The sequence below is a fragment of the Pseudomonas fluorescens group sp. PF-1 genome (assembly GCF_054481335.1).
Genome location: NZ_JBTMNG010000002.1, coordinates 434,753 through 451,101, shown reverse-complemented (window position 1 = coordinate 451,101; position 16,349 = coordinate 434,753). Strand labels below are relative to the sequence as shown.

Sequence of the window (16,349 nt, the reverse complement as noted above, 5' to 3'; positions counted from 1 at the left end):
CGATAAACAAGGAATTTGCACCATGATCAGCGGCCCGAAGTTCCAGGAAGAATACAGCGCAAAATTGCCAGCGCTGGCCTTGCTCAGCAATCTTGGCTGGGACTTCTTGTCGCCTGAGCAAGCGCTGCGCGCGCGGTCTGGCAAAACCGACGAAGTCGTATTGCGTGATGTACTGCGTGAGCAACTGGGCAAACGACGGTTCATGTTTGCAGGCAACGAATGTTCGCTGTCCTCCAAAACCATCGACAACCTGATCAGCGAAGTCTGCAGCCCTGCCCTGAACGAAGGGTTGCAAGCGGCCAATGAGCGGCTCTACAACCATCTGTTGTATGGCATTTCGGTAACCGAATTTATCGACGGTAAACGGGCCAACCCGACCATTGCATTGATTGACTGGCAGGATTTGAGCAACAACAGTTTTGTCTTCACCGAAGAATTCCGCGTGCTTCGCAGCGGTGGAGTGGAGACGCGACGTCCGGATATCGTCTGCTTCGTCAACGGTATCCCTTTGGTCGTGATTGAAGCCAAGCGCCCGGATGGCAATGCCCAGAAAGGCCCGACCATTGATGCCGGTATTTCACAGAGCTTGCGCAATCAACGCCACGATGAAATCCCTCGGTTGTTCGCCTACAGCCAACTCTTGCTGTCGATCAATGGCAGCGATGGACGCTATGGAGCTTGCGGCACCCCAACAAAATTTTGGGCGGCCTGGCGCGAAGAAGATTTCGGCACTGCAGAACAGCATGCGATAAAAAATCGCCCCCTCAGCACTGAGCAGAAAAACAAACTCTTTGCTCATCGGCCTGTCGGGGACCTGCCCTGGTACGAAGGTTTGTTGGCCGGCGGCGAGCTGGCCGTCACCGGTCAGGATGAACTTTTGATCGGCCTGCTATCCCGCACACGCTTGCTGGATATGATTCGTTATTTCACCTTGTTCGATAAAAAGGCTGGCAAGGTCGTCGCCCGTTACCAGCAGGTATTCGGCATCAAGCGCTTGATTGAAAGAATCAGCCTGAAACGCAAAGACGGTGGCCGTGAAGGTGGGGTGATCTGGCATACCACTGGGTCTGGCAAGTCATTCACCATGGTGTTTCTAAGCAAGGCGTTAATCCTGCACGACGCCCTTAAACAATGCCGCATCGTGGTGGTCACCGACCGGATTGACCTGGAAAACCAACTGAGTAGAACTTTCGCCTCAAGCGGGGAGCTCTCAGGTAAAAAAGACCGTGCCTCCGCCATGGCGACCTCTGGCACACGCCTGGCCGAGCAGATAGGTCGCGGTCATGAGCGCATCATTTTTTCGCTGATCCAGAAATTCAACAGCGCCACCAAACTGCCGGAGTGCGTCAACACCAGTTCAGACATCATCGTACTGATCGACGAAGGTCACCGCAGCCAGGGCGGTGAAAACAACATTCGCATGAAACAAGCGCTGCCGAATGCGGCCTATGTCGCCTTCACCGGCACACCGCTGCTCAAGAAAGACAAGACCACCAACAAGTTCGGCCCGATTGTGCACGCCTACACGATGCAGCGCGCGGTTGAGGATAAGGCCGTGACGCCACTGCTGTATGAAGAGCGTAAGCCCGATCTGGATGTGAACGAACGCGCCATCGATAGTTGGTTTGCGCGTATCACCGAAGGGCTGACGGACGAACAAAAGACAGACCTCAAGCGCAAGTTCGCCAAGAAGGGGGCGATTTATAGCTCCGAGGATCGCATCCGTTTGATTGCGCTTGATGTCGCTAACCATTTCGTGAAGAACATCGATGCCGGCCTCAAAGGTCAGCTCGCCTGTGATAGCAAGGCTTCGGCAGTCAAGTACAAGAAGTACCTCGACGAAGCAGGTTTGTTCGAAAGCGCGCTCGTCATGAGCCCGCCGGACAGCCGCGAAGGCAACCTTGAAGTCGATGAGTCTTCTACACCTGAGGTGACTCAGTGGTGGGCCAAGAATGTCGGCAGCACGGATGAGCAAACCTATACCAAGCAGGTGATCGAGCGCTTCGACAAGGATGAATCGCTCAAACTGCTGATCGTTGTGGACAAGTTGCTGACCGGTTTCGATGAACCGAAAAACACCGTGCTGTACATCGACAAGCCGCTCAAGGAGCACAACCTCATTCAGGCCATTGCCCGGGTCAATCGTCTACATCCGCTGAAAAAATTTGGCCTGCTGATCGACTACCGCGGCATCCTGACTGAGCTGGATACCACCATTCAGAAGTACCAGGACCTGGCGTCCCGCACGCAGGGCGGCTATGACATCAATGACATCGCAGGTCTCTATGACCCGATGAGCAGCGAATACAAACGCCTGCCACAGCTGTACAAAGCCCTTTGGGCGATTTTTGCCAACGTCAAAAACAAAGGTGATATCGAGCAACTGCGTCACGTGCTGGTCCCAAGAATGCAGGAACGCGATGGCGAGCTGGTTGACGTCAACCTCAAGGTTCGTGAGGACTTCTACGAAGCCCTGAGCGAATTTGCCAGTTGCCTGAAAGTTGCGCTGCAATCGGCTTCGTTTTTCGAAGACACCAGTTTCAGCGATGCGGATCGCGATCACTACAAGGACACCCTGAAACAGCTCTCCAGCCTGCGCCTTTTGGCCAAGCAGGATGCGGGGGAAACGATTAACTATGACCAATACGCCGATCAAGTGCGCAAGTTGCTTGATAAGCACGTGGTCGGAGTTGAAGTGCGCGACCCTCAGGGCGTTTATGAAGTCGGCAAAATGGGCCAGAAGAAGCCTGAAGAGTGGAGCGAGGAGAAAACCCGCAACGAGACCGACATCATCAAGACTCGCGTGAGCAAGATGATCGAACAGGAGATGCTTGACGACCCCTATGCCAGGGAGGCGTTTTCAACGCTGTTGCGCCAGGCCATCGAGGAAGCGGAAAAACTCTTCGACCATCCACTCAAACAATACCTGCTGTTCCACGAGTTTGAGCAACAAGTACAAGCACGCAAACTGGATGAGTTGCCCGATGCATTTGACGGCAACAAGCATGCGCAGGCGTACTACGGCGTCTTCAAAAAGACCCTACCCGCCGCTTTTGCTGCGCTGGACTCTGCGGCTCAAGATGCATGGGTCAAATTGGCTTTTAGCCTGGAAGAACTGGTAACGGCTTCGGTGGCCGAACACTCGATCAACCCTCAAAACATTGAAGCGGATATTCGTAAAAAACTGCTGCCGCTGATGTTCAAAGAGTGCAAAGCCATTGGCGCCGGGATGGATCAGGCAAAAACCATCGTTGAATGGGTGGTTCAAATCACCCGTGTAGGCTTGAGCGCTGCATGAGTGTTCCCATACTCCTGCCTGAAGCTGGTGGTCGCCCTTCCAGGCACTGGCTGAGCTTCCACTATGCTGATGAGCTGATTGTCGTCGAACGGGCACCTAAGGCGCGACAAGTGCATCGCCTGCTGATCAAAGTTGATCCTGACTGTCGGGTGTCGGTGCAGGCACCGGCTAGCGCCAGCGATGCGGATGTGTTGCAGGCGTTGAAACATCGCGGCCGTTGGATTTATCAGCAGTTGCGACAGTTTCGAGCGCTGCTGACGCATGTCACGCCTCGTCAGTACGTCAGTGGGGAGAGCCACTATTACTTGGGCAAGCAACATGTGCTCAAGGTGATAGAGGCCCCGGGAGATGCTCCTCAAGTGCGGATGTTGAGAGGAAAACTGGAAGTTTCTGTCAGGCATAAATCTGCAGAGAATGTTCGCGAGCTACTAAGGGCCTGGTACAGAAACCGGGCACGGGATGTATTCGATCGCCGCCTACAGGCTCTGCTGGAACAAACGCTTTGGGTTGCAGATGAGCCGCCGCTGCGAATTCAAACGATGCAAACCCAATGGGGCAGTTGCTCGCCAAATGGTCGGATCACCTTAAATCCTCACTTGGTTAAAACACCCCGTGAGTGCATTGATTACGTCATCCTTCATGAGCTCTGTCATATCGCTGAACACAACCACAGTGAACGCTTCTATCGTTTGTTGACGCAGGTGATGCCCCATTGGGAGAAGGTCAAAGCGCGGCTGGATGGAATGGCCGCTCTCGTTTTAAGTGACCTGCCAAAACTGGATAACGACTAGCAATCCATCGAGATCAACTGGTATTGGACAGGCACATTCCCCTACTTGGTGGCCCAATAGATCGAATAAAGATCGGGCAACTTCACAACAAGGCACGCCTACTTGCCGTGAGTACAGTATCCCTGCACCATTGCCTCGACAGCCATCAGTTCGCCATTAGCGATTATCGCCATTTCATTTCCAGAATCGTTTTTTAAAAGGACTTTCCATGCCCAGTGCCAACCAAACCATTGCCGACGCTTTATCCAGCGCGCAGTCGATTCTTGCCCGGTGGGTGCCTTCTGAGGGCATCAGTTCCGAGCAAGCCTTGGGTGATCTGGTAGGTGTTCTAGACAACCGCACGCTATTGGCCGCTCAGCGCGTCCAGGCCGGGGAATGCCGCACGGGCGTAGACCGGGGTTTATTGACTAAGCGCTCCAAAGTCACCTTCGACCTATTGCGTAAATACGGCGTACTGGTCGATCCGGACTCCTTGAGTGATGAAGTGGTTGAACGCCTGCATCCGCGCATCAACTATCCGCGATTGTCATACGGACAAACCCTCCGGGAGTGGAGCGATACTGTCCTGGGTGAAGGTGAACAGGTGCTGTTCTTTCTTCCTCAAGCCCCTAAGCGCAATACCCACTTGAACACCGTGCAGTTCCTCAGCCACGACGCAAAGGCCTTTATTGACGAGCTGGTGACGGTAGCGCAGACCGAGGGCGAGTCAGAAGCGCAGGCCACGATCGAGGCGCAGGAGGAAGCCTTCGTCCTGGATCTATCGAAAGCGGAGCGGAGCAGTTTTGACAAAGAGGCCGAAGCGATCACTTCGGGTGGCCAGCGTGGACTCAATACCTTGCGCGCACTGATGGAGGTCGCAGAGGAAGACAAATGTTGGTCGCCAGCCGTCGTGGAGTGCATCGGCAAGCTGCTGGAGACTCATGACAGTGAAGAGGAAGCGGACACACTGGAAGTGATGACCCAACTGGTAGACCGCTTCGACTTGATGGTGCGCAAAGCCCGCGAGGTACTCGAGAAAGCAAAGGCTCAGTCCGTGTGATCACGCGCCGTCGTTCACGCCATAGGGCATCAGAGCTGACCCAGGAAGTACCTTCATACTGGCATTAACCAGCCACTGCATTTGTTCAAGGGATGGATGAAATGATCAAGAAATCGGTAACCGACCTCATGTTCGTCAACAGTCGAACGCCACTTCCGACTGTTGAGGTGGACTCTGAAAGCGTCGAGGCAGCTGGCTACAGTATTTATCGCACAGTGATGGAGGTCTTATCCAAATTGGCCGCCGATGACTCGACGCTGCGAGCCACCCTCTATTTGTATGGCACCGTCAGTGTCAATTTCCGCGAACCCTGCTGGTCTGAGTTCCTGCTGGTTGCAGGCCCCGAAAAAGTACTGATGGCGCTGGGCGCAGGCTTTGAGCGCTTATCAGGGGTGAAGTCCCGCTATAGCGATTACGTACCGTCGTCAGAAGCTGTACGCACATTCCATGTCGAGGATGGCTTGGTGTGGGAAAAGGAAGACGCCAGCACGTGGTACTCCCACGGACAGAAAGAAGAAACCGGCGAAGTCGTAGACACAGGCAACGACCTGGAGGAGTTCGAGGAAGAAGAAGCCGATTGGGAAGCTGAAGATCCCGAAGAACAAGAGGAAGACCAAGTCGTGGCCGTCAGCAGAAAGGCAGCACGTTATCGTGCGGCACGATCGGACGCCAAGGTCAGCAGCATTCGTTTACGAATAGAGGAAGTCTTTGGCTTGCCGATTGGATCGGTTGCGCTATGCGGGCCGGATGGCCGCCCTCTGCGTGGCAATGCCCTGATCAGGACACTGCGTAAACGCTGGGAAGAAATCTAAAGGCGCAAGTGAATCAGACGGGGCGAAACTTCTCGTTTCCCCCAGCCCATGTTGAACCATGAAATCGATCATTCGTGTGCAAAGTTGCCATGAGTGATCACCCTGCACCAAATGATTACTCCGTCGTCCAATCAAACTCGTCGTATTCATCATCGTCCTCGTCATCCTCGAAACCTTCATCTTCGAGCACGTCGTCTTCAACGATGTCTTCTTCCGGCTGATTCAGCAGAAAATCCTTACGACTTTCGGTAATCGCTCGCCGTAGTTCCTCACCCTTTTCCGGGCAGTTGAGCATTTGGGCGATGCGGTCGATTTTTTTTGTCACGGCATCCTCCAACGCATCGACTTCAAGCTGATAGTGCGCGCTTTCGGGGAGGGATGCCAAATCCCCGGAAGGCCGCGCACTTCAGTTTTTTCTGCAAAGCCGCTGAAGTGATCAGGCTTCAGCGGTGGTAACGCCGGACCACGCTGCTGTTTTTCAGCACATGACCGTTGATTCGTTCCAGCAGCTGCGCACGGGTCAGGCCTGCCGGCAACGCCTCCGGTGCGAGGTCCAGGGCGTAGATCTGGATGATGTAATGGTGCGCACTGTCGCCAGCCGGCGGGCAAGGGCCGACGTAACCGGCGGTGCCTTTGCTGTTGATGCCGGACACGCCTTCAAGTGTGGACTTTGCGCCGACACCGGACGCGATCTGGTGGGTGCTGGCTTTGATGCCGTAGTGCACCCAGTGATCGACACCCTGTCCTTTCTGGCCGTCAGGGTCGTGCATGACGATGGCGTAACTGAGCGTTCCGGCCGGGCCGGCGCTCCAGCTCAGCGCCGGTGAAACATTATGCCCGCCGCAGCCCGGCGCATCGCTGGCAGCGGCAGAAGTGAACAACCGGTCATCCGACACGCCTGGGATGTTCAGGGTGAAACGCTCCTGGGTCGCTTGTGCCGCCTGCGCCGCATGCGCCGGCAATTGCACGCAAAGGGCGACCGCTATGGCCGCTAGCCAAGGGTTCAGAGAGGTCAATCGGGTCATGCCGGAGTACCTTGTGCGGGTGGGGCCGTCGTCGGCGTGCAAACTATAGCTGGAGCTTTCATTTGGTGGCACCAGGATTTGGCGCAACCTTCAACAATTGCGCCGTTTTTTTCAATGAAGCACCGCGCCTCAGAACCGTCCTACACCCGTTGCTGAAGACGGTGACGAGGATAGGTCGACCGCATTTCAACCGCCGAACAGCAAAACGCCCGGCGCCTGCATTGCGCAGAGGCCGGGCGTTGTCTGGAGGGTGGCGGTTTTATTGAACCTCGCCTGCGCCAGCAAATTTGCTCATGACGAAGCCGACAAATTCTTCGACTGTCATTTTCTGGCCGTTGAACTCGACCTGATTGTTGGCGTAATGCAGTTTGCTGACGATGTTGTTTCCGTCCAGTTTCGCCAGCTGCGAGCCGACGGCCATGCTGCCAAACATGTCGGCGGTGGCGGTGGCCTGATCGGCGATCAGCTTGGCGTCGGTCTGGCCGTCGATTTGCGATTGCACGGTGAACACGTCAACGAGCATTGGCTTGGACACTTGCAAATTGATGTCCAGCAGCGCAATCAACTGCCTGATCAGTTGGTCGGTCGGCAATTCGATCGATTGCGGCTTGGTCAGGTCCAGCACAAGGTTGGCGCGGCTTTCGCCGTTGGTGGTTTTGAACGAGAGGTTTTCCAGGGCCACCTGCGGGCCGGCCGCCAGCAATTGCTCCAGACCGGTTTTCAGTTGCGCCTCTTCGGCTTCGGTCAGCTTCAGTTCCGGCACCGGTTGACCCGCCTCGGCTGCCTCGGCGGCAAGTTGCTCATACGGCTGCAGTTTGCTCTGGTAAATCTGCATCAGCGACATCGTCGCCGGTATGTCGAGGTTCTTCAGGCTCATCGCCAACTGTGCCGAACCGAACGCCTTGCCGTTCAAGGACACTTCACCCACCTTGTAATCGGCACGCCCGGAGGCGCTGGTGCCCGATTCCTCGGTCTGGTTCTTCATCTCGAAATTCTTGAAGCCCAGCACGGACTGTTTGGCACCGAACGTGGTTTGGCTGTTGGTCAGCACAACGGTGTTTTCGCCGGTGTAGTAGCCGTAGGTGCTTTTGCTCAGGTTGCTGGCCAGAGTCAGGCCGTTCAATTCGACCTGCACCGGTGCCTGATCTTCGGAAACGGTGGTCAGCTTCAGACTGTCCATGTAGCCGTCGGCCTTGACCTTCTGCGCCTGGGCGCTGGCCGAAACATCGAGTTTCAGGCCAGAAAACTTCAAGCTGGACTTGTCATCCAGTGCGGTTTCCAGCGGCAGCATTTCCAGCGTGCCGTTGGTGGAGTTGTCGTAGCCGATATTGACCACGCCTTTGAGCGGGGAGACATCCTTGGCGGCGGCAAACCATTTTTCAGTGAGCGGCGTCTTTTCCAGTTCGTAATGACTGGTGGCCATGACCGGCAGCCACTTCAGCGACACCAGGCGCGAGAACGGCAGCGGACCGTGTTCGATGTGATCGACAAACAGCAGCTCGACCGGCTCCTCGCCGAACATTTCACCTTCGCCCTTGAGGCGATAGTGCGCGGTGCTGCTGAACACATGGCGCTCCAGCGACACCAGTTCCAGCGATGCCGTGCCTTTATGACCGACCAGCGCCGCTTGCAGTTGCTGGTTGGCGTCAGCCAGGGAGGTGTTCAGCACGCTTTCGATTTTGGTGCCGGTGTACCAGGCACCGCCGGCGCTGATTGCACCGATGGCCACGACAATTCCCAGTAACACGCCTGCTGATTTATTCATGAATGACCCGTTCAATGTCCGTTGTTGAAGGTGTAGTCGTCTTCCCTGAACCCATGACGGGTTGCGGTCGCGACAGCGCTGAAAGTGGGATGCAGATTAGCATCAGGCGCGGTGGACGGCCCAAGGATTAAAGGTGAAAGAGTGTCTATGGCGCATGTATGAGCGATTGTCTTCGCTGGCAAGCCAGCTCCCACAGGTTGCGCACATTCCCCGTAGTAGCTGGCTAGCCAGCGAAGGCGTCAGACCTGCCAACGCAGCATCAGGAATACTGGACCTCGATCTCATCGAGCTGATGATCAAAGGTTTTAAGCCGCGCGGTCCAGGTGTACACCAGCACTTCAAAGTCGCGATTGATCACCGCCCCGCCCATCACTTCCCCCTGCGGGTCGCAGAAATCCAGCTGATAGCGTTCGCGGGCCATGGCGGCGGCGACATCGGCCAGTTCCCGCGCATTGTTGAGCCAGTGCCAGCCGTCGTCGGCCACTTGCTTGTCGAGCGCCAGGCATTGTTTTTTCAGGGTTTCCAGGCTCTTTTCCAGCGGTGTGCCGGTGAGTTCGCCCATGACCTCCTGGAACGTGCGACCTGGCTGCCAGTAACTGCCCCAGAAATAACGGTCGAACACCGTTTCGACACGACGCAGCGCGACCTTGGTGTCCCAGATCAGTACCAGGGTCTTGCCTTGTTCGAGTTGTCTTTTTTTGATTCGCTGGTTCTGGACCGAGGCCCAGGCCACCACCGCGATGGACATCACGGCAATCAGCGCCGTGGCGCTGTCGAGGAACACCAGAGCCTTGTCGATCTGGTGGGTCAGCATAACGCCGTAGAAATAGGTGGCCGAAAGCAGCACTAACGCTACGACGGCGCACCAGAAGCCGAGAGCATAAGGGTTTTTCATTATTGGTTTCCCCATGACCTGCGCGAGCTTTGCGAAGCAAGGGCGCCTGACTCCAGCGCCCCTCCAACACTTCAAAGCATAGCAACGGCCTCAGGGTTTGCCGGAGTTCGACGCTTGCGTTCGTCCGCTTTCCCACCCTCCGCCCAGGGCGAGGAACAAATCGATCTGGCTCATGGCAACTTGCGTGTTCGCCGTGGCCAGTTGCGCCGTGACGTCGGTGTAAGTGCGGGTCGCTTGCAGGTCCGCCAGGAACGACTCGCGGCCGGCCTGGAAGAAGCGGTGCGTCTGGTCGGCCGCCAGTTTCGCCGATTGCTCGGCATCCGCCAGGGCATCACGGCGTTGCAGCAGCGCGGAGTACTGGGCCAGGGCGGTCTGGGTTTCGCGAATGGCGTTGAGCACAACGCCGTCGAAGTGTGCCAACACACCCTGGGTCGTGGCTTCGGCTTCACGGATGCGGGCGCGGGTGCCGTTGGACGGTACGGTCCAGGTCAGCGACGGCCCGAACCCCCAACGGTTGGTGGATGGGTCGCCGAGATCCCCCAGGATGCCGACGGTACCGATGGTCGCGCCGATGCTGATGTTCGGGTACAACTCGCCCGTAGCGATGCCGATACCGGCCGTCGCGGCCGCCAGTCGGCGCTCGGCCTGCCGCACGTCGGGACGACGCTTGAGCAATGCGGCACCATCGCCCACAGGCACCAACTGCGCGATTTTCGGCAGTTCGGCGCAAGTCGCGGTGCCGGCCGGCAATTGATCCACAGGCTTGGCCAGCAGCATCGACAAACGGAACAGCCCGGCCTGACGCGCCGCCTCATAACGGGGCATGTCGGCACGCAACGACTTGAATTGGGTTTGCGAGCGCGTGACCTGGGTCTCGTCGCCGCGTCCGGCGTCGCGCAAGCGCTGGATCAGCGTGGTGCTCTGGGATTGCAGATCAAGGGAATGCTGGGCGATCTCCCGCTCTTCGTTGGCCGCGCAGACTTGGGTGTAGGCCCGAACCACATCCGCCACCAGGGTAATGCGCGCGGTGTCGGCGGCAGCCTGGGTGGCATCGGCATTGGCCTTGGCCGCTTCGATGCCACGCTGCAACGTACCGAACAGGTCGAACTGGTACGACGCAGAAATACCAATATCGCCGATGTTGGCCACCGGCACCTTTTCCGGCAACAGGAAGGCTTGGCCGGACTCCTGCAAACGCTCTGCGCCCATTTTCACGCCACCGCTCCAGCCACCGGCCGCCTCGGCCTCGTCGACTTGCGCACGAGCGCGCAACAGGCTGGCCGCCGCCACGCGCAGGTCGGTGTTGGATGCCATGGCTTGCTGCACCAGTTGATCGAGACGCGGGTCCCGATACAGGCGCCACCAATCGGCAGGCACCGGCGCCGAGACCACGGGCTTGCCAGCCACCGCCAGTTCGCCCTGCAAGTCATCACGGTGGATGGCCGCCTCCTCTGGCAAGTGATAGTCCGGCCCGACCACCTGACACGCCGACAGCAACAAGCCTAATCCGGCAACCGCCAAACCCGTGGCTTTGCTCATTGCGCAGGCTCCCGGACCTGATCGTCGATGATCGACACAGTCGCCGTACGGCCGGCGATCATGCGGAAATCCGCCGGTACGTCATCGAAAGCAATCCGCACTGGAATCCGCTGGGCCAGGCGCACCCAGCTGAACGCCGGGTTGACGTTGGGCAACAGGTTGTTGCCGCTGGTGCGGTCGCGGTCTTCGATACCGGCGACGATGCTGACCACATGGCCACGCAGGCGCGCGCGGTCACCAATCACCCGGATGTCGACGCTCTGGCCGATATGGATGCCGTCCAGTTTGGTTTCTTCAAAATAGCCGTCGATGTGAAACGAATTGCTGTCGACGATAGACAGCACCGGCCGCCCGGCACTGACGAATTCCTGGGCACGCGGCGCGCGGTCGTTGACGTAACCGTCCACCGGGCTGCGGATCACCGAACGGTCGAGGTTGAGCTGAGCGCTGTCCACCGCCACCTGGGCTTCCATCAATGCCACTTGCGCACGGGCGACCTTGGACTGGCTTTCTTCCAGCTGTTCGGCAGGCACCAGATTGCCCAGGCCCTTGTTGCGCTTGGCTTCGCGCTGGGCCTGGGCCAGGGTTTCTTCCCGGTCGGCGACGGCGGCTTTCGCCTGGCGCAGGGCCAGTTTGAAACGGTCCTGATCGATGCTGAACAGCACCTGACCGCGCTTGATCGGCTGGTTGTCGCGCACGTCCACCTGCTGGATCAGCCCGGAAACGTCCGGGGCGATCTGCACAATGTCGGCACGGATGTGACCGTCGCGGGTCCAGGGGGCAAACATGTAATACAGCACCATCCGCCAGACCACGACCACGGCGAAGCTCACGATCAACAGGGTCAGGGCCACGCGGCCGATGGTCAATAAAGGCTTTTTCATGTCATCAGGTATCGACTGAGTGAGTCCACGACGCCAAGCAGCAAGGCGTAGAGAGCCACGTTAAACAATGCCCGGTGCCAGACCAGGCGATAAAAGTGCAGACGCGTGAGCACCCCGTGCACCAACAGGAACAACACATAGGTAATGCCCATCAGCACCAGCAGTGTGGGCAGGAATACCCCGCTGAGATCCAGGTCACCAATCATAAAGGCGCTCCATCGATGCCATGGGGAAGCGGTTCTTCAAGCTCGGCGGAACCGACAAATTCGACGCCAGGCAACAACGCCAGGCGCAAGCCACTCAAGGCGTGCAACAGTTGCAGGCGGGTCTCGTCATCGCCCGCGCCGCCCAGCGCTCGACGGGCTCGGTCCATGGTCATCAGCAACGGGCTCGGTGCGGGCAAGCGCCTGCCAGCCTTGAGGCACGCCTTGAAGTATTCGCCGACCTCGGCCACCACCTGGCGCAGCAACGCGTTCGGCACCCCGTCAATACGCGGCGCGTAGGCGAGAAGATCGAGCATATTCAGCGCCACGCGGACTTCCCGCAGGGCAATCCCGGTGTCCTGCCCGGTCAAGGCCAGACGCGGCAAATGCTGCATCAGGCGGTCAAGCATTTGCACGCCAAGGTGCCGGTGCTCGGCCAGACTGGCCGGTTCGGACAGGCCGACAATGTCACGCCAACTGAATCGGGTCAGACGCTTGGCCGCCAGTTCGGCGCCGAAGGGCCGGGCGATCAGGGTCCAGACAAACGCAAACAGCAAGCCCACCGGGCCGGCCAGGTTGGCGTTGGCAAAGCTGAGGAAGTCCGCGTCGTACGCGCCCTGAATGCTGATGAAGGACGAGGTGTTGACCAGTGTCAGCAACATGCCCAGGTAAAACTGCGGCTTGACGGTCAAGGTGCCGACGATGATGAACGGCACGGCGAACGCCAGCACCAGCATCGGGAAATCGTGCAGGTTGGGCAGCACCAGAAACAGGTAAAGGCTGGCGAACAACACCGACATCGCCGTCCAGAAAAAGAACCGGTAAATCTGTGGTGCAGGGTCGTCCATCGAGGCGAAGAAGCTGCACGCCACGGCCGCCAGAATCACGGCGGAGCCCCCGTCGGTCCAGCCCAGCAGAATCCACAGCACCGATGCAACGATGATCGCCGTGACGGTGGACGCCGCTGAATAAAGCATCAGGCCGCGATCCAGAAATGGCGACAGTCGGCCGAGCCGCCAATGCCGATACACCGCGTGCCAACTGTCCTGGTTTTCGCACTGGATGGCGCTTTGCAGACTGCGGCAGTCCTGCCACAGATCGATCCATTCGCCGAGGCGGTACAGCGCGTTGGAGAACAACAGCTGCTTGCGGTCCTCCAGCGCTTCGACATTGGGTTGAAGGGCTTGGACCTGGTCTTTGAGCGCCTGCCAGCGATCGACATCCGCGTCCTTGTGTTGCAGCCATTCGCCAGCGGCGCTGAGGAGCGGCGCGAACTTATCCACAAGCTCGGGCGTGCGCCGCTCCAGGGCGTAAAGCGCATCGTCGAGGGCATCGACCACGGTCAGCAGGTGAATCATCCGCCCGCGCAGCTCCTTGGTGTTGCGCACCGTTTGCGGCCGCGCGCCTTCGTGGGGCAACTGACCGATCATCAGCTCCAGGCTATTGAAGGTCGCCACCATCGACGCACGCAACGCACTGGCTTCGGCCGGTTGCACATGGCGACCGAGGAATTGCAGGCTATAGGTCGAGGCATCGGCGAACCATTTGCTCACCGAATCGTTGAACACCGGGGCCAGCCGCCGGGGCCAGAACATCGCGCCGACGACTGCCGCAACGGCGATGCCGAGGAAGATCTCCTCCGTGCGTGCCTCGGCGACGTCCCACACCGACAACGGGTTATTCATCACCGGCAACGCGATAAGGGGCAAGGTGTAACCGGCGAGCATCAACGCGTAGTTGTTGGCGGTTCGCAGGTGCAGGGACAGAAACAACAGAATCCCGGTCCACAGCGCAATGACCAGCACCAGCACATAGGGGCTCTGGACAAACATCGGCACGAAAAACACCGCCGCGGCAGCACCGAGGAAGGTGCCCACTGCGCGGTACAGCGCCTTGGAACTGGTCGGGCCGACAAACGGGCTGGAAACGATATACACCGTGGCCATCGCCCAGTAAGGACGCGGCATTTGCATGAGCAAGGCGATGTAGAGCGCAATCATCGAGGCGGCGAACGTACGCACGCCGAAGAACCAGTCCCGCGCCGGGGGCACGCCGGTAAAAAAGCCGCTCAAGGGTAGAGCACCGGTGCTTGTCCGGCCGACTCGAAGGCCTTCAATACACGCAAGGTGGCTTCGAGGTCGCGCGCATCGATGCCTTCGAGCACCTCACTGCGCAAGCGCACCAGCTCAACTTCGACGGCTTGCACCAGTGTCCGACCGCTGTCGGTGAGGCTCAGGCATTTGGCGCGGCGATCCTGCGCATCCTCGGTGCGACAGACGTACCCGGCGTGACACAACTGATCGAGCAACCGCACCAGGGACGGACTCTCCATCCCCGCCGCCTGCGCCACCGTCACCTGACGCACCCCTTCGCCCAACCGTCCGATCATCAACAACGGCACGGCACAGGCTTCGGAAATTCCGTAATTGAGCAGCGTGCTCTGGCAGATTTTCCGCCAATGCCTGGCGGCCACCACCATGGAGCTGCTGATGTTCATCTGCAGAACGTCGAGATTATTCGGCACGGGAGAAAACACACTGTTAGTTTGCTAACTATCAATATGGCATTGGAGAGGTTTTTCCGTCAAGTTTTGAAACAAATTCGCCAACTGTCAGCGCTTTTTGGCCCGCTCATAGATTTCACTACGTTCCCGTTTCCCGACCGCGACGACAGAAACGACTACGCGCTCATCGATAACCTCATATACCAACCGGTATCCTGAGGACTTAAGCTTGATTTTGTAGCAATCAGGCATGCCATGAAGTGCGTCGGATGGGATTCGAGGCAACTCGAGTCGTTCTGCCAGCTTCTTTTTGAATTGCTCGCGCAACGTATGTCCAAGCTTGTCCCATTCCTTACGCGCAGACGGCAGGAATTCGAGCTTATAGGTCATCCAGGCTTACCGGGATCGGTGTTTCATGACGACGAGAACGAATGATTTCCGCCAGCGAAAGGTCATCAAGGCGCTCCATCATGGCCTCGAAAACATCGGCAGGGACCATGTAGCCCATGACTCGATTGTGATTGAGCACCGCAACGGGCCCGCCATGAGCACCGTTTAAAACGGCAGTCGGGTTTTTCTTTAACTCAGACACACTGACAGCCATGTCGGCCAGAACACTTTGCATAATTAAGACCTCAAATAAGGTCGTAATTCTGGTCTGTTTTTCCCAAGCGAGCAATGTTGCAAGCAACCTCCCATCAGATTTCTTATACCCCCCGCCCCTTCCTCAACATCACATCCAGCTGATCAACCACCTCCGCCCAATCGGCATCCTCCAGAATATCGTCGCGCAGAAAATCCGCCTGGCTCTGGGTCCAGAAGAACGCATCCGCCAGGTGCAGCTCCGGTTTGAGCGGTGAATGGGTGGAAATGAATTTATCGATGCTTTCGGCGTCGTCGGGCAGACCGAGTTGTTTGAACAGCGATGGGAGGCTGTGGGTCGGGTTTTCCATGTCTGGAGCTCCTGTGAATCAATGAAGGGACCGCTGCGCGGTCAATCGCGGGCAAGCCCGCTCCCACAGGGTGAGCGCATGACCTTGTGGGAGCGAGCTTGCTCGCGAAGACGCCGCACATCTAATGACTCAACTCCCGCACCTCGGCATGCGGCACCATTTTCAGGAACTGTGGCATGTCCATGTGCAGCAGGTTGATGTGGTTGCCGGCTTCCAGATAAATGTCCTTTTGCCGGGTCAGCAGCGGGTCGATGACCACGTCCAGCCCATAGGCCTCGCCCAGGGCGGGTACGGCGCCGCGCTCGCAGTCATCGAACAGGTGCGGCAGAGTGCTTTCGCGCGAGACTTGCCATTCACCGCTGCTGCGCACTTTGCTCAGGTCCAGGTGGCGACTGGCGGGCAACACGGCCATCAGGTAATGGCCGTGGTGGTCGTCGAGGATGACCGACTTGGCCACCCGCTCGGCTGGAATGCCCGCGACTCGCGCCGTTTCCAGGCTACTGGCCGAGTGAGGGTGGGTGACGATGTCATATTCGCATTGAGCCTTTTCCAGGCTTCGCTGCACGGTTCTTGCCATACGCATGATGCACCTCGGTGTCCGCAACAACGTCTGACGGACGATGGTTGACGCTGTTCCACGTA

Annotated in this window: 17 protein-coding genes; 4 read left to right on the top strand and 13 right to left on the bottom strand. The window is 58.1% G+C overall.

Annotated elements, in window-relative coordinates:
- Nucleotides 1-22 precede the first annotated feature (22 nt).
- The 4 genes from ACX3YD_RS16760 to ACX3YD_RS16745 all read left to right on the top strand — a co-directional run bounded on the left by ACX3YD_RS16760 (nt 23) and on the right by ACX3YD_RS16745 (nt 5,940).
- Entirely contained in the window at nt 23-3,298 is a 3,276-nt protein-coding gene (locus ACX3YD_RS16760) for a type I restriction endonuclease subunit R (RefSeq protein WP_458960539.1), read from the top strand.
- A complete protein-coding gene (locus ACX3YD_RS16755; protein ID WP_458960538.1) occupies nt 3,295-4,089 on the top strand; it encodes a M48 family metallopeptidase in 795 nt (264 codons plus the stop codon). The genes ACX3YD_RS16760 and ACX3YD_RS16755 overlap by 4 nt, the downstream gene beginning before the upstream one ends.
- Nucleotides 4,090-4,297: 208 nt before the next feature.
- Nucleotides 4,298-5,128, top strand: a complete 831-nt coding sequence (locus ACX3YD_RS16750) for a hypothetical protein (protein WP_458960537.1) — start codon at nt 4,298-4,300, stop codon at nt 5,126-5,128.
- A gap of 101 nt (nt 5,129-5,229) precedes the next feature.
- Nucleotides 5,230-5,940 (top strand): hypothetical protein, encoded by a 711-nt coding sequence (locus ACX3YD_RS16745; protein ID WP_458960536.1) that lies wholly within the window; start codon nt 5,230-5,232, stop codon nt 5,938-5,940.
- Between the two features lie 115 nt (nt 5,941-6,055).
- On the opposite strand, the gene ACX3YD_RS16740 is transcribed toward ACX3YD_RS16745, so the two are convergent.
- The 13 genes from ACX3YD_RS16740 to ACX3YD_RS16680 form a co-directional block, all read right to left on the bottom strand.
- Complete coding sequence (locus ACX3YD_RS16740; RefSeq protein ID WP_458960535.1) at nt 6,056-6,325, bottom strand: hypothetical protein; 270 nt, start codon at nt 6,323-6,325, stop codon at nt 6,056-6,058.
- Between the two features lie 58 nt (nt 6,326-6,383).
- Nucleotides 6,384-6,965, bottom strand: coding sequence for a YbhB/YbcL family Raf kinase inhibitor-like protein (locus ACX3YD_RS16735; RefSeq protein ID WP_103406564.1), 582 nt, complete (start codon nt 6,963-6,965; stop codon nt 6,384-6,386).
- A 259-nt stretch (nt 6,966-7,224) separates the two neighbouring features.
- Nucleotides 7,225-8,730, bottom strand: coding sequence for a YdgA family protein (locus ACX3YD_RS16730; RefSeq protein WP_090465961.1), 1,506 nt, complete (start codon nt 8,728-8,730; stop codon nt 7,225-7,227).
- A 259-nt stretch (nt 8,731-8,989) separates the two neighbouring features.
- Nucleotides 8,990-9,625 carry an NADH:ubiquinone oxidoreductase subunit N gene (locus tag ACX3YD_RS16725; RefSeq protein WP_103406566.1) on the bottom strand — a complete coding sequence of 212 codons (636 nt, stop codon included), beginning with the start codon at nt 9,623-9,625 and terminating at the stop codon, nt 8,990-8,992.
- Between the two features lie 90 nt (nt 9,626-9,715).
- Nucleotides 9,716-11,164: an efflux transporter outer membrane subunit gene (locus ACX3YD_RS16720; protein WP_047536042.1), complete on the bottom strand. Its 1,449-nt coding sequence runs from the start codon at nt 11,162-11,164 to the stop codon at nt 9,716-9,718.
- Nucleotides 11,161-12,048, bottom strand: coding sequence for an efflux RND transporter periplasmic adaptor subunit (locus ACX3YD_RS16715; RefSeq protein WP_103406567.1), 888 nt, complete (start codon nt 12,046-12,048; stop codon nt 11,161-11,163). Before ACX3YD_RS16715 ends, ACX3YD_RS16720 begins: the two co-directional genes overlap by 4 nt.
- Nucleotides 12,045-12,254 carry a DUF1656 domain-containing protein gene (locus ACX3YD_RS16710; protein ID WP_047536034.1) on the bottom strand — a complete coding sequence of 70 codons (210 nt, stop codon included), beginning with the start codon at nt 12,252-12,254 and terminating at the stop codon, nt 12,045-12,047. Before ACX3YD_RS16710 ends, ACX3YD_RS16715 begins: the two co-directional genes overlap by 4 nt.
- Nucleotides 12,251-14,323 (bottom strand): FUSC family protein, encoded by a 2,073-nt coding sequence (locus ACX3YD_RS16705; RefSeq protein ID WP_458960534.1) that lies wholly within the window; start codon nt 14,321-14,323, stop codon nt 12,251-12,253. Before ACX3YD_RS16705 ends, ACX3YD_RS16710 begins: the two co-directional genes overlap by 4 nt.
- A complete protein-coding gene (locus ACX3YD_RS16700; protein WP_047536030.1) occupies nt 14,320-14,748 on the bottom strand; it encodes a MarR family winged helix-turn-helix transcriptional regulator in 429 nt (142 codons plus the stop codon). The genes ACX3YD_RS16705 and ACX3YD_RS16700 overlap by 4 nt, the downstream gene beginning before the upstream one ends.
- A gap of 114 nt (nt 14,749-14,862) precedes the next feature.
- Nucleotides 14,863-15,144, bottom strand: a complete 282-nt coding sequence (locus ACX3YD_RS16695) for a type II toxin-antitoxin system RelE family toxin (protein WP_103406569.1) — start codon at nt 15,142-15,144, stop codon at nt 14,863-14,865.
- On the bottom strand, nt 15,134-15,379 hold the full coding sequence (locus tag ACX3YD_RS16690; protein WP_103406573.1) for a type II toxin-antitoxin system Phd/YefM family antitoxin: 246 nt from the start codon (nt 15,377-15,379) through the stop codon (nt 15,134-15,136). Before ACX3YD_RS16690 ends, ACX3YD_RS16695 begins: the two co-directional genes overlap by 11 nt.
- Nucleotides 15,380-15,461: 82 nt before the next feature.
- On the bottom strand, nt 15,462-15,707 hold the full coding sequence (locus ACX3YD_RS16685) for a DUF2789 domain-containing protein (RefSeq protein WP_047536022.1): 246 nt from the start codon (nt 15,705-15,707) through the stop codon (nt 15,462-15,464).
- A 121-nt stretch (nt 15,708-15,828) separates the two neighbouring features.
- The gene (locus tag ACX3YD_RS16680; RefSeq protein WP_103406570.1) at nt 15,829-16,290 is read right to left on the bottom strand and encodes an aminoacyl-tRNA deacylase; all 462 of its coding nucleotides are present in this window, start codon (nt 16,288-16,290) and stop codon (nt 15,829-15,831) included.
- Between the last annotated feature and the right edge of the window lie 59 nt (nt 16,291-16,349).